The organism is Hyalangium sp. (genome assembly GCF_035629615.1).
Classification (GTDB): Bacteria; Myxococcota; Myxococcia; order Myxococcales; family Myxococcaceae; genus Hyalangium.
Window position 1 is genome coordinate 1 of sequence record NZ_DASPHO010000013.1, and the last position, 15,580, is coordinate 15,580.

General features: G+C 69.8%; 13 protein-coding genes. 11 read left to right on the plus strand and 2 right to left on the minus strand.

Annotation, left to right across the window (positions count from 1 at the left end; genetic code table 11):
• The 3 genes from VD972_RS00410 to VD972_RS00420 all read left to right on the plus strand — a co-directional run.
• On the plus strand, positions 1 to 2,404 hold a 2,404-nt coding region (locus VD972_RS00410), incomplete at its 5' end, for a DEAD/DEAH box helicase (protein ID WP_324979034.1).
• The gene (locus VD972_RS00415) at positions 2,401 to 3,342 is read left to right on the plus strand and encodes an SWIM zinc finger family protein (protein WP_324979037.1); all 942 of its coding nucleotides are present in this window, start codon (positions 2,401 to 2,403) and stop codon (positions 3,340 to 3,342) included. The genes VD972_RS00410 and VD972_RS00415, both read left to right, overlap by 4 nt.
• 24 nt (positions 3,343 to 3,366) lie before the next feature.
• Positions 3,367 to 4,275, plus strand: coding sequence for an MBOAT family protein (locus tag VD972_RS00420; protein WP_324979040.1), 909 nt, complete (start codon positions 3,367 to 3,369; stop codon positions 4,273 to 4,275).
• A 450-nt stretch (positions 4,276 to 4,725) separates the two neighbouring features.
• On the opposite strand, the gene VD972_RS00425 is transcribed toward VD972_RS00420, so the two are convergent.
• Entirely contained in the window at positions 4,726 to 5,898 is a 1,173-nt protein-coding gene (locus VD972_RS00425) for a hypothetical protein (protein ID WP_324979043.1), read from the minus strand.
• Positions 5,899 to 6,025: 127 nt separating this feature from the next.
• Between VD972_RS00425 and accC the strand changes: the two genes are divergently transcribed.
• From accC to VD972_RS00455, 6 genes are all read left to right on the plus strand, one after another.
• On the plus strand, positions 6,026 to 7,543 hold the full coding sequence (gene accC / locus VD972_RS00430; protein WP_324979046.1) for an acetyl-CoA carboxylase biotin carboxylase subunit: 1,518 nt from the start codon (positions 6,026 to 6,028) through the stop codon (positions 7,541 to 7,543).
• A 27-nt stretch (positions 7,544 to 7,570) separates the two neighbouring features.
• Positions 7,571 to 8,080: a DUF2118 domain-containing protein gene (locus VD972_RS00435; RefSeq protein ID WP_324979049.1), complete on the plus strand. Its 510-nt coding sequence runs from the start codon at positions 7,571 to 7,573 to the stop codon at positions 8,078 to 8,080.
• Positions 8,080 to 9,741, plus strand: a complete 1,662-nt coding sequence (locus tag VD972_RS00440; RefSeq protein ID WP_324979053.1) for a methylmalonyl-CoA mutase family protein — start codon at positions 8,080 to 8,082, stop codon at positions 9,739 to 9,741. The genes VD972_RS00435 and VD972_RS00440 overlap by 1 nt, the downstream gene beginning before the upstream one ends.
• A 209-nt stretch (positions 9,742 to 9,950) precedes the next feature.
• Positions 9,951 to 10,139, plus strand: a complete 189-nt coding sequence (locus tag VD972_RS00445; RefSeq protein ID WP_324979056.1) for a hypothetical protein — start codon at positions 9,951 to 9,953, stop codon at positions 10,137 to 10,139.
• Between the two features lie 62 nt (positions 10,140 to 10,201).
• A complete protein-coding gene (locus VD972_RS00450; RefSeq protein ID WP_324979072.1) occupies positions 10,202 to 10,717 on the plus strand; it encodes a YfbM family protein in 516 nt (171 codons plus the stop codon).
• A 39-nt stretch (positions 10,718 to 10,756) separates the two neighbouring features.
• On the plus strand, positions 10,757 to 11,236 hold the full coding sequence (locus VD972_RS00455; RefSeq protein ID WP_324979059.1) for a YciI family protein: 480 nt from the start codon (positions 10,757 to 10,759) through the stop codon (positions 11,234 to 11,236).
• On the opposite strand, the gene VD972_RS00460 is transcribed toward VD972_RS00455, so the two are convergent.
• A complete protein-coding gene (locus tag VD972_RS00460) occupies positions 11,226 to 11,993 on the minus strand; it encodes a TSUP family transporter (RefSeq protein ID WP_324979062.1) in 768 nt (255 codons plus the stop codon). The two genes, VD972_RS00455 and VD972_RS00460, sit on opposite strands and share 11 nt — an antisense overlap.
• A 135-nt stretch (positions 11,994 to 12,128) precedes the next feature.
• Here VD972_RS00460 and VD972_RS00465 point away from each other — a divergent pair, with 135 nt between their 5' ends.
• Both VD972_RS00465 and VD972_RS00470 read left to right on the plus strand, forming a co-directional pair.
• A complete protein-coding gene (locus tag VD972_RS00465) occupies positions 12,129 to 12,938 on the plus strand; it encodes a hypothetical protein (protein WP_324979066.1) in 810 nt (269 codons plus the stop codon).
• 74 nt (positions 12,939 to 13,012) lie between these two features.
• Positions 13,013 to 15,580: J domain-containing protein (locus tag VD972_RS00470; protein ID WP_324979069.1), on the plus strand; the 2,568-nt coding region annotated here is incomplete at its 3' end.

The following is a 15,580-nucleotide window of genomic DNA, read 5'->3' on the forward strand; positions in this document are numbered from 1 at the left end:
CCGAGGCTCGGATGCAGCGTTCGCCCCCGAGGGCTTCCAGGAGAGAACCCTGCTGGAGGAGTTCGACACCTGGATCCAGCCCGTCCTCGGCGCCGAGCCGAACCTGCCGCGCGCCTGCTTTCGGCTGGAGCTGCCAGAGGAAGAGCCGACGCCCGAGGCTCCCAGCTCGGAGGCCCACTTCTCGCTCCGCTTCTTCCTTCAGGCCGCCGACGATCCCAGCCTCCTCGTCCCCGCCAACGAGGTGTTCCGTGGGCGTGGCAGAGGCCTCCGGCGGCTGGGGTGCACTCCCGCCCGCGCCGAGGAGCAGCTCCTGCGCGCGCTCGCCACGAGCGCCCGGCTCTTCCCTCCCATCGAGCGCGGCTTGCGCGAGGCACGGCCAGAGGCCGTCCTGCTCACCGCCAGCGAGGCGGGTGCCTTCCTCGAAGAGGCCGCTCCCACCCTGGCGGAGGCCGGCATGGGGATCCTCCTGCCCGCCGAGCTGACGCGCTCTGGCCAGCGCCGCCTCCGGCTCCGCATGCGCATGGGCGGAGGCCAGCATGCGGCGGGCACCGTGAGCGGCTCTGAAGGCTTCTCCCTCGAGGCGCTCGTCTCCTTTCGCTGGGAGGCGGCGCTCGCGGGGGAGCCTCTCTCCGAGAGCGAGCTGGAGGAGCTCGCCCGCCTCAAGGCCCCGCTCGTGCGCTTCCGGGGAAAGTGGGTGGCCGTCCCCCCCGCTGAGCTCGAGGAGGCCCGGCGCATGCTCAAGACCGGCGGGGGCACCCTGGCCGCGCATGAGGCCATGGCCGCCGTGCTCGGTGGGCCAGCGCGGCAGGAAGGAGCCCGGCTCCACCGCGAAGTGGTAGCCGAGGGGCCACTCGCGGAGCTCGTGACTCGGCTTCGCGAAGGTCACTCCCAGGCCAACGTGCCTCCTCCAGGGAGCTTCACCGGCACGTTGCGCCCCTACCAGGAGCGCGGCCTCGGCTGGCTGGCCCAGATGGCCCAGCTGCACCTGGGGGCGTGCCTGGCGGATGACATGGGGCTCGGCAAGACGATCCAGCTGCTGGCCTTCCTCCTGCACCGGCGCGAGACGAAGCCAGAGGATCGCCGGCCCACCCTGCTCGTCTGCCCCACCTCGGTGGTGGGCAACTGGGAGCGGGAGCTGGCACGCTTCGCGCCCTCGCTCCCGGTCGTGCGCCACCATGGCCCGGAGCGGGCGCGCAAGGAGGCCGAGCTGAAGGCGGTGCCTCCCCAGGCCGTGGTCCTCACCACCTATGCGCTGATGCGCAGGGACGCGAACCTCCTCGGCTCGGTGCACTGGTCCTCCGTGGTGCTCGACGAGGCGCAGAACATCAAGAACGCCGTCTCTCGAACCGCTCGGACTGCTCGCGCGCTCAAGGCTGGGTTCCGCGCGGCCCTCACCGGCACGCCCGTGGAGAACCGGCTCGCCGAGCTCTGGTCCATCTTCGAGTTCCTGAACCCGCGCCTGCTGGGCCCTCTGGAGACGTTCCGGCGGGAGGTGGCCGTCCCCATCGAGCGCTACGGGAATGACGAGGTGGCCGAACGCCTCAGGCGCATCGTCCAGCCCTTCATCCTCCGCCGCCTCAAGAGCGATCCGGCCATCATCCAGGATCTGCCGCCCAAGCAGGAGATGACCGTCTTCTGCACGCTCACGCGCGAGCAGGCCTCGCTCTACCGGGCGGCGGTGGACGAGACGATGCGGAAGATCGAGTCCTCCGAGGGCATCCAGCGCCGCGGGCTCGTGCTCTCCCTCATTACCGCGCTCAAGCAGATCTGCAACCACCCGGCTCAGTACCTGCGCGAGGAGGGGCCGCTCGCCGGACGCTCGGGCAAGCTCCAGCGGCTGCAGGAGATGCTCGAGGAGGTCCTCGCCTCGGGCGAGCGCACGCTGATCTTCACCCAGTACCGGGAGATGGGAAACCGGCTCGTCACGGAGCTCTCCAGGACGCTCGGCACCGAGGTGCTGTTCCTCCACGGCGGTGTCTCCCGGGCCGCCCGCGACGCCATGGTGCAAAGGTTCCAGGAGGAGTCGGGGGGACCGCGGATCTTTGTCCTCTCGGTCAAGGCCGGTGGCACTGGGCTCAACCTCACGGCCGCTAGCCACGTCTTCCACTTTGATCGCTGGTGGAACCCCGCCGTGGAGGATCAGGCCACGGATCGCGCCTACCGCATTGGCCAACAGCGGCGAGTCCAGGTGCACAAGCTGCTGTGCGCGGGCACTGTTGAAGAGAAGGTGGACCAGATGCTGGAGAAGAAGAGGGATCTCGCCTCGCGCATCGTCGGCAAGGGCGAGCACTGGATCACCGAGCTGGGAGACACTGCCCTCCGGGAGCTGTTCTCGCTCTCACCCGACGCCGTTGTCTCCACCGAGGAGCCAGACGCGGACGAGCTGGCCGGGAGGCGCTCATGAGCGACTGGGACGAGCGCCCCTGGTACTTCAAGAAGGCGCCCAAGCGTCCTCCGCCCAAGCGCGGCATCAAGGTCAAGCAGCTCGGCGCCACCTGGTGGGGCGAGCGGTGGATCGAAGCCCTGGAGAAGTTCTCGGGGGATTACTCGAACCGCCTGTCCCGGGGACGCACCTATGCCCGCGCTGGCCGCGTCAGCGATCTCAAGATCGCTCTTGGCCAGGTGACGGCGCACGTCACCGGCTCGCGCCCCAAGCCGTACAAGGTCACCCTCCGCCTCTCCGTCCTCCCAGAGAAGGCGTGGGAGAAGGCCATCCAGGAGATGGCGCGTCAGGCCGTCTTCGCCGCGGAGCTCCTGATGGGCCAGATGCCGCGGGACATCGACAAGGCCTTCCAGGCCGCGGGCCAGAGCCTGTTCCCGGTGAGGGCGAAGGACTTGGAGACGGACTGCACGTGCCCGGACTGGGCCAACCCGTGCAAGCACATCGCGGCCACGCACTACGTGCTGGGCGAGGCCTTCGACAAGGATCCCTTCCTGCTCTTCGAGCTTCGAGGGTGGAACAAGGCGGCGATGCTCGAGCGCCTGCGACGGCTTCGCGAGGGCAAGCCCGCCCGTCGAGCAGGCTCCTCGAGCAAGGTTCGCGCGGAGCCGCACACCGTCCCTCTCACGAAAGTGGCTCCTGGTACCTACGAGCGCATGGCGAGACCGCTCAGCCACTTGCGCTTCCAGATCGAGCCGCCCGCGGCGCCCGTCGCGCTCCTCCGGCAGCTGGGCGTGCCGTCTTCCTGGACGCTCCAGGAGACTCCAGCGGAGGTGCTTGCGCCGCTGTACACCACGGCCGGTGCCTTCGCTCGAGACCTGGCCCTGAAGCCGCTCGAGGAGCCAGCTCGCCCACCCTCGAGAGCTCCTCCTGGCGCCCGGCGGCGCCGTCCTCCCCCCTGACTTCGCGCATGCTAGGCTGAGCGGGTGTTGCTCCTCGTCCTCTACGTGGGGCTGGTCTACGCGGCCGCGCTGATCGCCGCGCTGCTGGCGGACGGCCCGGTGTGGCGGCGGACCGCGGCGGTGCTCGTGGTGGGCTCAGCGCTCCCGGTGCCCTTCCTGGCCCCCGCGGACTTCCCAGCCTTCCGCGCCTTCGTGGCGCTGGGCAGCCTGTGGTTCCTGGCCCGCATCGTGGAGCTCCTCCGTCAGCCCAGGCACCTGCCCGCAGCGCGCCGTGCGTGGCACGTGGTGGGCCTGGTGGACACCCGCTTCGTGCGGCACATGGCTCCCGGGTTGGATCGGCCGGCGCTGATCCGCCTGCTCCTGTGCGCGCCGCTCGTGGTCGCCGGTGGGGCCGGGGTGTACTTCAGCCAGCTGCTCTCGGGCGCTCCCCGGCTCGCGGTCCGCTGGAGCGCGGGCGCCCTCTTCACCTACACGGCCGTCGAGGTGGTCGTCTCCGCGGTGATCGTCCTCTATGGCCTGCTGGGCGTCGACCCACGCCCGCTCCACGACGATCCGATCCGCTCGAAGACGATCATGGAGTTCTGGAGCCGCCGGTGGAACCGGGCAGTCCACCGCTTCCTGAAGCAGAACATCTTCGCCCCGGTGGCCCGCCGCGGCTACACGGAGCTGGGAATGGCGCTGACCTTCGTCGTCAGCGGCTTCATCCACTTCGCCTTCATGCTGCCGGCGGTGGGGCCTGGCTGGGCCACGATGATGGGAGCCTTCTTCCTGCTCCAGCTCCCCTTCCTCTGGGCGGAACGAGCCCTGGGGGTTGCCCGCTGGCGAGCCCCGCTGGCCCGAGCGTGGACGCTCACCTTGCTCTTCGTGAGCTCCCCTCTCTTCGTCGAGCCGGTGCTCCAGATCGTCGACACCTGGAGCGCAGCTCTGGGGTAGCCCGGCGGCGCGTCCTGGCCGAACCTGTCTACTTGTCTGACAGGTTTGCCGGAACCGCGCCGGAACCGCCCCCACCCGGACTACGGACGGCCGCCGTCCGAGAGGGTGCCGGCAGCCAAGTCTCGCCGCTCCAGTTCTGCAGGGCGCGGGAGCCCAGGCTTGCCCCACTCCGAGGGATTGGGTGGAGCGGTCCCCTTCGGCGGTGCGCGCTCGGGAACAGGCGCGCTGTCCCCCACCCCGGTTGCGCCGTGGGGACGCTTCACCTCAGAAGGAGGGGGACTCTCCGCGGCCGACGGTGTGGGAGGGCTCTCCGCGGCTGATGGTGCGGGAGGGTTCTCCACGGCCGGTGCGGAGGTAACAGGCTTGCCGTCCTCGCATCCCCCCAGGAGGAGACCGGCGAGCAGGATTGGGCCAAGAGCGCTGCGCATGGGAGTGTTCTCCTGAGGGGGCCTAGGGCCTGGCCGGTGCAGGCCAGAAGTTGGGAGCGCTGGCGTCCTCGGCGGACAAGATGCGCTCCTTCGTCCGGGTGTCCCAGATCTGCGCGGACCGGGGGGTGCCGTAGTTGGCGATGAGCAGCAACCCGTCCTGGAGCTGGAGGCCGAGGAAGTCATCCGGCTTTGCCGACAGCCCCTCCAGCGCTACCGGCTTCCCCTGCTGCTCCCAGGCCACCGGAGCGGAGGGGTAGAGATACTCGCCGCCCTGCGCGCCCCAGAAGTAGACCGGGCCTCCCGGCGTGGTGAGCTCCATCCACTGCCCCGACTCATCGTCATGCCCGGGGAAGGCGGCAACCAGTTTCTTCGCGGCGGCCTCCGGGGCGTCCTTGCCCGGCATCCGATCAGAAGAGGTGGACGCCTTCGCGATGGGCAGCAGCGTCTTCACCGTGCCGAGCTCGCTGGTACCCGGCGCCATGTCCGACTCGAAACCACTGGCCTTCGTCTCCAGGTGCTTCCACCCGCTCTCCTCGAGCCGGTAGGCATGGGCCAACCCCGGGCTGCCTTCCACTCCCTCGCGGAGCGGGTAGCGCTTGCCCTCGAACGTGATGACCTGCTGGCCGTCCGTGCCCTTCTGCGTCTCCCGGTTGACGAATACGTCGGCGACGATCGCCACCGGGTGGCCCTGCTTGTCGAAGCCAATCTGCTCGATGTACGGCTTGTCCTGGTCCCCCGCCCCGGTTCCCCCGGGCAGCGACTTCAGCTCCAGCGACTTGCCCGTCCGCGCGGTAAGATCCACCCGCCAGGCCTTCGGCACCTCCCCCTGCCCGGAGGGCCAGGTGAACACGAGCCCCTCCTTGCCATCCGGGCTCCAGGAGACCATGGACCGGTCGCACGCCGCGTTGAAGGAGAAGACCGGAGTGGGCTCCCCCGAGGGGAGCGGGTGCCGCAACCACTCACAGCGCTCGGGATCCGAGGGCTGCAGGTAGGACAGCACGGGCCCGGAGGCGGGCGCAGGCGTGGGCGCGGGCGCGGCCCCAGGTGTAGGAGCGGGTGCTGGGGCCTTGGCCGGAGCAGCCGCGGCGGCGGGGGTGCTCGGCTCCTGGGCCGGGGTGGCGGGGGCCTTCTCTGACTTGCAGCCCGCCAGAAGGAGGGCGGCCAGCAGCGCGCGGCTCCAGCGACGCAGAGACATGGGGTTCCTCGAAAGTCCAGAGTGAGACAAGGCGGGCAGACTATCCCCGCTCCGGCGCAGGGAGTCACTCCCCGTGAGGCTCCAGAGCGTTCCCGAGGGGACGCCCGCGTGTGCTAAAGGGCCCCCCATGCCCAAGATTCGCAAGATCCTCATCGCCAACCGCGGGGAGATCGCCATCCGGGTGATGCGCACCTGCAAGGAGCTCGGCATCGCCACGGTGGCCGTCTACTCCGAGGCGGATCGCTCCGCGCTGCACGTGCGCATGGCCGATCAGGCCTACCTGGTGGGCCCACCGCCCTCGCGTGAGAGCTACCTGGTGCAGGAGCGCATCATCGAGGCAGCGAAGAAGTCCGGAGCGGACGCCATCCACCCGGGCTACGGCTTCCTGTCGGAGAACGCCTCGTTCGTGCGCGCGTGCGAGAAGGCGGGGATCATCTTCATCGGTCCGCCGGCCTCGGCCATGGACGCCATGGGCGAGAAGACGCGGGCGCGCCAGAACATGATCAAGGTGGGGGTGCCGGTGGTGCCCGGCACGGCCGAGCCCATCGCCACGGAGGAAGAGGCGCGGGCATACGCGGAGAAGATCGGCTTCCCCATCATGCTCAAGGCGGCGGGGGGCGGCGGCGGCAAGGGCATGCGCCGGGTGGAGGGCCTGAAGGACTTCGAGTCCGCGTGGCGTGGGGCCAAGAGCGAGGCGCTCAACGCGTTCGGCAACGACGCGGTCTACATCGAGAAGTACCTGGAGAAGCCCCACCACGTGGAGATCCAGGTGTTCGCGGACCAGCACGGCACGGTGGTGCACCTGAACGAGCGCGAGTGCTCGGCGCAGCGGCGGCATCAGAAAGTCGTCGAGGAGACGCCCAGCCCCATCCTCACGGCGGAGATGCGGGCGAAGATGGGGGCGGTAGCAGTCCAGGCGGCGCGGGCGGTGAACTACGTGGGCGCGGGGACGGTGGAGTTCCTGGTGGATGTGCACCGCAACTTCTACTTCCTGGAGATGAACACGCGCTTGCAGGTGGAGCACCCGGTGACGGAGTGGGTGACGGGGCTGGATCTGGTGGCGCTGCAAATTAAAGTCGCCGAGGGCGAGAAGCTGCCCTTCACGGACACGGTGCCGCCGCGGGGCCACTCCATCGAGGTGCGCATCTACGCGGAGGATCCGGCGCGCAACTTCATGCCGAGCCCGGGGAAGATCCAGTACCTGCGGGTGCCGGGCGGGCCCAATGTCCGGGACGACTCGGGCGTGTTCGCGGGCTACACGGTGCCCAACTTCTATGACCCGATGATCTCCAAGCTGTCGGTGTGGGCGCCGACGCGGGCGGAGGCCATCGCCCGGGCGCGGCGGGCGCTGAACGAGTACGTGGTGAAGGGCATCACCACGAACACGCGGTACCTGCAGGCCATCCTGGCGCACCCGGAGTTCGCGGGCGGAGACTACGACACGAGCTTCCTGACGCGCGAGCACACCACGCTGCTGGGCCAGGACGATCCGAAGCTGCAAGAGGTGGCGCTGCTGGCGAGCACGGTGTTCGCGCACCAGCGGGACCAGAAGCGGGCGAAGACCCTGCCCCAGAATGCGGGCGCGGCGGCGGGCGCGGGCGGCAGGTCCGCGTGGCGCCAGGGCCTGCGCACCGGGCGGCGTTAGCACTCCCCCTCTCCCTCGAGACACTCCATGCGTTACTTCGCGAAGCTGCAGGGCCAGAAGGAAGCGGTGCCGGTGGACATCGAGCACCTGGGAGGCACCCAGTACCGGCTGACGCTCTATGACCGGACGTACACGGTGGACGCGCTCACGCTGGACCACGGGGCGGTGTCCCTGCTGGTGGACGGGACTTCTTACCCCGTCGAGTTCGAGGAGAACGGGGACGAGGTGGGGGTGCTGGTGCGGGGCCAGGTGAGCCGGGTGGACGTGGCGGACGAGCGGCGGCTCCGGCTGCGCGCGGCCTCGGTGGGCTTCACCGCGGAGGGCAAGCAGGTCATCAGCGCGCCCATGCCGGGCAAGGTGGTGAAGGTGCTGGTGAAGCTGGGCGACGAGGTGAAGGAGGGCCAGGGGCTGGTGGTGGTGGAGGCGATGAAGATGGAGAACGAGCTGAAGAGCCCCAAGGCCGGCAAGGTGGTGGAGCTGCTGGCCAAGGAGGGGGCTACGGTGGAGAACAACGCGAAGCTCGCGGTGGTGGAGTGATGGCGGACATCAAGGACGCGAAGGCCCGTTGGCAGAAGTCTGTCTACGAGAAGGCCAAGGCGAAGGGCGGCGAGCGCCACCCCTCATTTGTCACCTCCAGCGGCACCGAGGTGAAGCCCGTCTACACGCCGGACGACGTCCGGGGCGAGTACACCGAGCAGCTCGGCTTCCCGGGTGAGTACCCCTTCACGCGCGGCGTGCAGCCCACCATGTACCGGGGGCGCTTCTGGACGATGCGCCAGTACGCGGGCTTCGGCACGGCGGAGGACGCCAACCAGCGCTACCACTACCTCCTGCAGTCGGGGCAGACGGGCCTGTCCGTGGCGTTCGATCTGCCCACGCAGATGGGGCGGGACGGGGACCACCCGCGCGCCCGCGGCGAGGTGGGCAAGGTGGGCGTGTCCATCTCCTCGCTGAAGGACATGGAGGTGCTGCTCCAGGGGCTGCCGCTGGCGGACGTGTCCACGTCCATGACAATCAACGCCACAGCGCCCATTCTGCTGTGCCTCTACGCGGCGGTGGGTGAGCAGAACGGCGTGCCGCTGGAGCAGCTCTCGGGGACGGTGCAGAACGACATCCTCAAGGAGTACATGGCGCGCGGGACGTACATCTACCCGCCTGAGCCCTCGCTGCGGCTCATCACCAACCTGTTCGCATTCACCGCGAAGCGCATTCCCAAGTGGAACCCGATCTCGATCAGCGGCTACCACATCCGCGAGGCGGGCTCGACGGCGGCCCAGGAGATCGGCTTCACGCTGGCGGACGGCATCGCCTACGTGGAGGCCGCGCTGAAGGCGGGCCTGCAGGTGGACGAGTTCGCGGGCCGGCTGTCGTTCTTCTTCAACGTCCACAACAACTTCCTGGAGGAAGTCGCGAAGTTCCGGGCGGCGCGGCGGCTGTGGGCGCGCATCATGAAGGAGCGCTTCAAGGCGAAGGATCCGCGCTCGATGATGCTGCGGTTCCACGCGCAGACGGCGGGCAGCACGCTGACGGCGCAGCAGGTGGACACCAACGTGGTGCGCGTGTCGCTGCAGGCGCTGGCGGCGGTGATGGGCGGGGCGCAGTCTCTGCACACCAACAGCCGGGACGAGGCGCTGGCGCTGCCCTCGGAAGAGGCCGCGCGGCTGGCGCTGCGGACGCAGCAGGTGATCGCCTACGAGTCGGGCGTGGCGGATGTGATCGACCCCATGGGCGGCTCGTACGCGGTGGAGGCGCTGACGGACGAGCTGGAGGCGAAGGCTCAGGACTACCTGCGGCGCATCGACGACATGGGCGGGATGGTGCAGGCGATCGCCAAGGGGTACCCGCAGAGCGAGATCCAGGAGGCCGCGTACCAGGCGCAGCGGGACATGGAGGAGAAGCGCTCGGTGGTGGTGGGCGTGAACCAGTTCCAGGTGAAGGAGCCGCCGCCGCAGGGGCTGCTGCGTGTGGACGAGAAGGTGGAGCGGGTGCAGGCCGAGCGGCTGAAGAAGCTGCGGGCCGAGCGGGACAACGCGGCGGCGGCTCGGACGGTGGACGTGCTGCGCAAGGCGGCGCAGAGGCCGGACGAGAACCTCATCCCGCTCATCCTCGACGCGGTGAAGGCGTACGCGACGCTGGGAGAGATCTCGGACGCGATGCGGGACGTCTTCGGCGAGCACAAGGAGCACGTGGTGCTGTAGGTCCCCTCTGTTGAGCACAAACCCTGTCGGATAGGCGACACGGGGCGCGTGACGAGTGGCCGGCTGACGCGGAGGGAGGTCTCTTCTATGACCTCTCTTGGATGAAGCCTGCTCCGCTCCCGGTCCCTCTCATGCCTCACTCTTCCCATCGAGTCGCGGGCTCTTATCGGGTCAACTTCTCGCCAGATGCGTGGAAGTTGATCGGCCTCATGCCCTCCGCCATCTTCCAGAGCCTCCAGAAGGCGCTGGAGCAGATCGCTGCAAGCCCACGCTGGCCCGCCTCCGCGACCGACGCCCCGCTGCAGGCCACCCTGGATGACCTGACAGTCGTCTATGAGCTGGACCGCACGGAGCGGTGCCTCACCGTGCTGGACATCCTCCGGAAGGATTCGGCCTAGACTCGCGAAAGGCTGATAACTTCATGGACGGGCTCGCCTCGAGCCGAGCCGAGGTCAACGCGATGGAGATGCTCTGCACCCTGCGCAGCGCGACGGAGGCCCAGCACCAGGCGCTGCTGAAGGCCCCGGAGCGGCTGCAGGACTTCCTGGACGACGAGGAGGACTTCGGGGACGCGGAGGGAGTGAAGTTCCTGGAGCTCGACATCGGGGAGTCCTGGCACGGCCTGCAATACTTGATGACGGGGAAGGCGTGGGAAGGCACCGCGCCGCTGGACTTCCTGGTGCGCGGCGGAGAGGACGTGGGCGACATTCCCTCGGATGAAGGGACCGCGCGCGTCTTCCAGCCCGCGGAGGTGAAGAAGCTCTCCGAGTCGCTGCACGCCCTCCCCCTGGACACGCTGAGGGGCCGCTTCGACGCCGGGAAGATGCAGCAGCTCGACATCTACCCGGTCCTCTGGGACGAGCCCGCGGATGATGCGGATCCGCTGGCCGAGCTGGTCAGCTACTTCGCGGAGCTGCGCAAGTTCGTGAGCCAGGTGGCCCAGCGCGGCCATGCCCTGTTGGTGCATATTGGCTGACAGCCTGGGCTGACAGCCCGGCGTGATACGCCAGGGGCCATGCGACTCCTCCTCCTCGCCTCCCTCCTCGCTTCTTGCATCTCCGGCTGTGCCACCACCGGCCAGGCCGCTCAGGCCCCCGCCTCGGAGCCTCCGCGCAAGGAGTTCACGATGCGCACCTACTACATGGCATTCCTGCGGCGGGGCCCGGCCTGGAGCGCGGAGAAGACGCCCGAGGCGGAGGCGGCGGGCAAGGGGCACATGGCCAACATCGAGCGGCTCGCCGCGTGCGGAAAGCTGCTCATCGCAGGCCCGTTCAACGTCGGACCGAACCCTCCGGCCGATGCGCTCGCCGGCATCTTCATCTTCGATGTGCCCACGCTCGAGGAGGCTGTCGCGCTCACGCAGACGGACCCCGCCGTCAAGGTGGGCCGCTTCACCATGGACGTGATGCCCTGGTACGGCCCGGCGGGGCTGACCTACGACGGGCACCAGCCGCCCAAGCCCGATGCGAAGTGCGAGCCCTCCCTCAGCCCATGAGCAGATCTCTCCCGAGCTTCACCACGAGCGCCGCCACCACCGCGAGCACCACCTTGCGCACCAGCTTGTCGCCACCCTTCACCGTGAGGTGAGCGCCGATCCACGCGCCGGTGAACTGGGCCACGGCCATGGGCAGGGCCACGTGCCACAGCAGCATGTCCTTCCACGCAAAGAGCAGCACGGCGGCGATGTTGGAGGCGAAGTTGACCACCTTGGCGTCCGCGGACGCCCGCATCAGCCCGTGGCCCAGCAGCGTGGAGAAGCCCACGATGAGGAAGGTGCCGGTGCCTGGGCCGAAGAAGCCGTCGTAGGCCCCGATGGCGAAGGCCACCAGCCCCCCGAGCAGGCGCAATCTCGGCAGGGGTGGCTCGGGCCTGTCTCCCGGCGGCGGCCCCTTGCGGAAGGCGAGGAAGGCGGCCACCGCGACGAGCAGCACGAGCACCAGGGGCTTGAGCACCTCGGGCTTCACCCACAGCACCAGCCGCGTCCCCGCGAACGCGCCGAGCAGCCCGAACGGAAAGCTCACCCACGCCAGCTTCCCGCTCACCAGCCCCGCGCGCGTGAAGCGCACCAGCGCCGAGCAGGACCCGAAGACGGACTGGCCCTTGTTGGTGCCCAGCGCGACGTGCGCCGGCATCCCCGTGGCCAGGAGCATGGGCAGGGTGATGAGCCCTCCTCCCCCGGCGATGGCGTCCACTCCGCCAGCGACCAGGGCCGCGAGGCACAGCAAGGCGAGTTCGAGGCCGGTCACTTCCAAGGTCGGGCCTACCTCCAAGCCCCGAGCGGGCGGCGCCCCCCGTACCACGCCTGCCGTCCCTTCGTCTTGCCTGCACCCATGAGGTAACCTGAGCGTCCGTCCCCACCTGCCGCTGTCGCTCCCTAGAGGCCCTTCGTGTCCGCTCCGCTCATCCCGCTCTTGCTCGTGCTGCTCGCGCAGCCGCAGTCCTCGGATCCCTCCGGGCCCAACTGCCGCTCCATCGACGGGCAGATCGCCTGTGGCTACGCGTGCAAGTCGGATGGACTCCGGGTGGCCTGTGCCCAGACGCCCCAGGGACGCTGTCAGGTGATGGATGGGAAGGTGGTGTGCTTCGACCCGCCCGCCTATGTCGTCCGTGCCTATGGCAGCGCGCTGCCGGAGGCTGAGTGCAAGGCCGCCGAGGGCCAGGTCGCGTGTGGCTACTCCTGCACCACGTACTTCGGGAAGATGAAGTGCGCACGCACCCCCGCGGGCGTCTGCCGAGGCCGTGGGGACTCGGTGGAGTGCTTCGATCCGCCCGCCTCGGTGTTCGCCATCTACGGCAAGGAGACGCCCAAGCTCGAGTGCCGCACCCAGGGCATGGACTTCGCCTGCGGCTACCGCTGCACCACGGGCGCCGAGGGGGTGAAGTGTGCCGCCACGCCTTTCGGGGTGTGCAAGACCGAGGGCGGCCGTGTCACCTGCTTCGACCCGGCCCCCGAGGCCATCTGCGCCTTCGGGCGCTCACTGCCGCCCCCTACGTGCAAGAGCAGCGAGGGAAATGCCGTCTGTGGCTACGGGTGCGCCTCTTCCTACGGGCGGGTAGCCTGCGCCTCGACGCCCAAGGGGATCTGCAAGGTCTTCAACAGTGAGGTGCGCTGCTTCGACCCACCGAGTACGCTCCAGGCGGACGCCTCGTGCCTGGCGCTGCTGGGGCTGGCCGCGCTGGAGGGTGCCAAGCCCTGAGCTGCGCGCGTCCGCTCGCTTGGTTCGGCGGGGCGGTGGCGCTAGGGTGCACTCTCCAAGGAGCGAGACCGCGCATGGCGGAGGGAGATGTCCGGCAGTACTTCATCCGCAACGACAAGGGCACCCTGTGGGGACCGCTGGCCCTGCCGACCATCGAGCTGCTGCTCGATAACGGCATCATCCAGGGCCGGATCCAGGTGTCCGAGGACGGCATCAACTTCGCCTACCCCGGCCGCTTCCCTCACCTCCGAGATGCCTTCCCCCGCGAGCTCTGGGGAGACGTGATCGCCCCAGGCGCGACCGTCCAGGTGGCCAAGGCGGAGCTGCCTCCCGAGATGTTGGGGCAGAGCGCTCCGGCGCCTGTCCTCCCCGGCGCTGCCCCCATGGCGGGCCCTGGCGCTGTGTCTCAGGCAGCCGCGCCGCGAGCCGGTCCGGGGGCCATCGCCCAGCCAGCCGTGCCCCGGCCGGGTCCGGGTGCTGCTCCCCAGGCCGGCGCGCCCCGGCCGGTCCCTGGAGCCGTGCCCCAAGCCGGTGTGCCCATGGCGAACCCAGGCGCTCGCGCTGCCCCGGTCCCACCGGGTGCCGTGCCTGGAAGCCCCTCCGGGAGCTTCCGCCCTGTCGCTCCACCGCCGGGTGCCATGCCGCCTGGAAGCCCTTCCGGGAGCTTCCGCCCTGTCGCGCCTCCCGGCGCCGGACCTCGTCCCCCACCCGCGACGCCTCAGGCTGGGGGGGCTCCGGCCATGCCCTCGGCTCCGGGAGCCTCGCCGGCGAGTGCCGCGCCGCGGCCTCCGCCCGTCATGGCGCCCTCGGGTACCCATGGCTCGGTGGCGCCTGCTCCAGCGGGGCCTCCTGGCGCAACGGCTGCTCCGGGAGCCTCGGCCTCGGCACGCCCCGCTGCGAGCCAGGCTCCCGCGAGCCCGGCCTCCGTCTCCACACCGACCGTGGGCGCGTCTCCGGGAGTCTCGGAGCCGGCCCTCCCAGCGCCCCCGGCTCAGGGCTCGCTCGATCAGCTCTCCCCTATCGCCTTGTACGGCCGCATCTCCGCGGGTGGCCTCACGGGGCTGCTGTCCCTCACGCTCCCGGATCGCTCCGTCCAGATCCACTTCCGCAAGGGCAGCCCCGAGTTCGTCGACTCGACCCACCCTGAGGATGCCCTCGGTACAATGCTCCTCCAGGCGAAGCTGCTCTCCGCCGAGCAGCTCCAGCAAGCCGAGGGGGCTCGCCCGCGCTTCGGCGGGGACCTGCTCACCTCGCTGTTCGGGCTCGGGCTGCTACAGCCTGCGAACACCTTCAACCATCTCTCCCAGCGCGCGCTCTCCATCCTCCACAAGGGCCTGCGCGCGGAGTCCGGTACCTTCGCCTACGAGCCCAAGGATCTCCCGGCGGCGAAGGCCATGCCGCTCGGCAACCGCTGGGCCGTGCTGAGCGAGCAGGTCCGACGGCTCCCCTCCGTGGATCTCAAGCGGCGCCTGCAGCCGGTGCTGAACCTCCCCATCATGAAGGCCGCGGGCGTCGCGGCCCCGAGCGACCTGCGCCTCACGCCTCACGAGGTGCGCGTGCTCACCGTCATCGACGGCGTGCGCTCCCTGGCGCAGCTCCTCGCGGACTTCCCCCAGGACACCGAGCACATCCTGCGGCTCGCGTTCCTCCTGAAGGAGCTCGACGCCGCCTCCTTCGCGGCCGTCCCTCAGCGCGCCCCCGAGCCGAAGGCCGCTGCGCCGAATCCGCCTCCCGCCACCGCGCCCAAGCCCGCAGCTCCCCATCCTCCTCCAGCCGCCACCGCGCCCAAGCCCGCAGCCCCCCATCCTCCCCCGGCGGCAGCAGCTCCAGCTCCGGGCGCGCCCGTGCTCAAGCCCTCGGCGCCAGCGCCCGCCTCGGGTGCGCCTGTGCTCAAGCCCTCGGCGCCAGGTGCAGCGCCCGCATCGAGTGCGCCTGTGCTCAAGCCCTCGGCACCTCCCTCCAGTGCTCCTACCGCAGCGGCGACTCCCGCAAAGGGTCCGGGGGTGGAGGAGCTCACCGCGCTCCGGCAGACTGCCACGGTCATGAAGGGGCAGAACCTGTTCGAGCGGCTCGGCCTTGCGCAGCAGGCGGACGCTGGCGCGGTGAAGATCGCCTACTTCAAGCTGGCCAGGCTGTACCACCCGGACACGCTGCCACCCGGGGCGCCACCCGAGCTGGAGAAGCTCAAGGCCGAGATCTTCGGCTACATCGGCGACGCCTACCGGACGCTCACGGATGACAAGAGCCGCAATGAGTACCTCGAGCAGCTCAAGTCGGGCGACACGGGCAAGGAGGAGGTGGACGTGGTGGCCATCCTCCAGGCCGAGGAGCGCTTCAAGCGCGGTACCGTCTACGTGAAGTCGCGCAAGTACGCCGAGGCGGTGAAGATCTTCGACGAGGCCATCCAGCTCAACGCGGAGGAGGCAGAGTTCCACGCCTGGCGCGCCTACGCGCGCTTCTGTGCCGCGCCGGACAAGAAGGCCATCCAGCCCGAGTCGTTCAAGGATCTCCAGGCCGCCATCAAGAAGAACGAGCGCTGCGTCGCCGCTTACTACTTCCTGGGTGTCATCGCCAAGACGCTGGGAGACGCCACGGGTGCCCTCAAGCACTTCCGGAAGACCGTGGAGCTTCAGCCAGATCAC

Excerpts from the sequence above, each read along its gene's own strand:
- VD972_RS00450 (WP_324979072.1), top strand. The coding sequence starts at position 10,202 with ATGGAGATGCTCTGCACCCTGCGCAGCGCGACGGAGGCCCAGCACCAG.
- VD972_RS00435 (WP_324979049.1), top strand. The coding sequence starts at position 7,571 with ATGCGTTACTTCGCGAAGCTGCAGGGCCAGAAGGAAGCGGTGCCGGTG.
- VD972_RS00440 (WP_324979053.1), top strand. The coding sequence starts at position 8,080 with ATGGCGGACATCAAGGACGCGAAGGCCCGTTGGCAGAAGTCTGTCTAC.
- VD972_RS00415 (WP_324979037.1), top strand. The coding sequence starts at position 2,401 with ATGAGCGACTGGGACGAGCGCCCCTGGTACTTCAAGAAGGCGCCCAAG.
- VD972_RS00425 (WP_324979043.1), bottom strand. The coding sequence starts at position 5,898 with ATGTCTCTGCGTCGCTGGAGCCGCGCGCTGCTGGCCGCCCTCCTTCTG.
- VD972_RS00445 (WP_324979056.1), top strand. The coding sequence starts at position 9,951 with ATGCCCTCCGCCATCTTCCAGAGCCTCCAGAAGGCGCTGGAGCAGATC.
- VD972_RS00455 (WP_324979059.1), top strand. The coding sequence starts at position 10,757 with ATGCGACTCCTCCTCCTCGCCTCCCTCCTCGCTTCTTGCATCTCCGGC.
- accC (WP_324979046.1), top strand. The coding sequence starts at position 6,026 with ATGCCCAAGATTCGCAAGATCCTCATCGCCAACCGCGGGGAGATCGCC.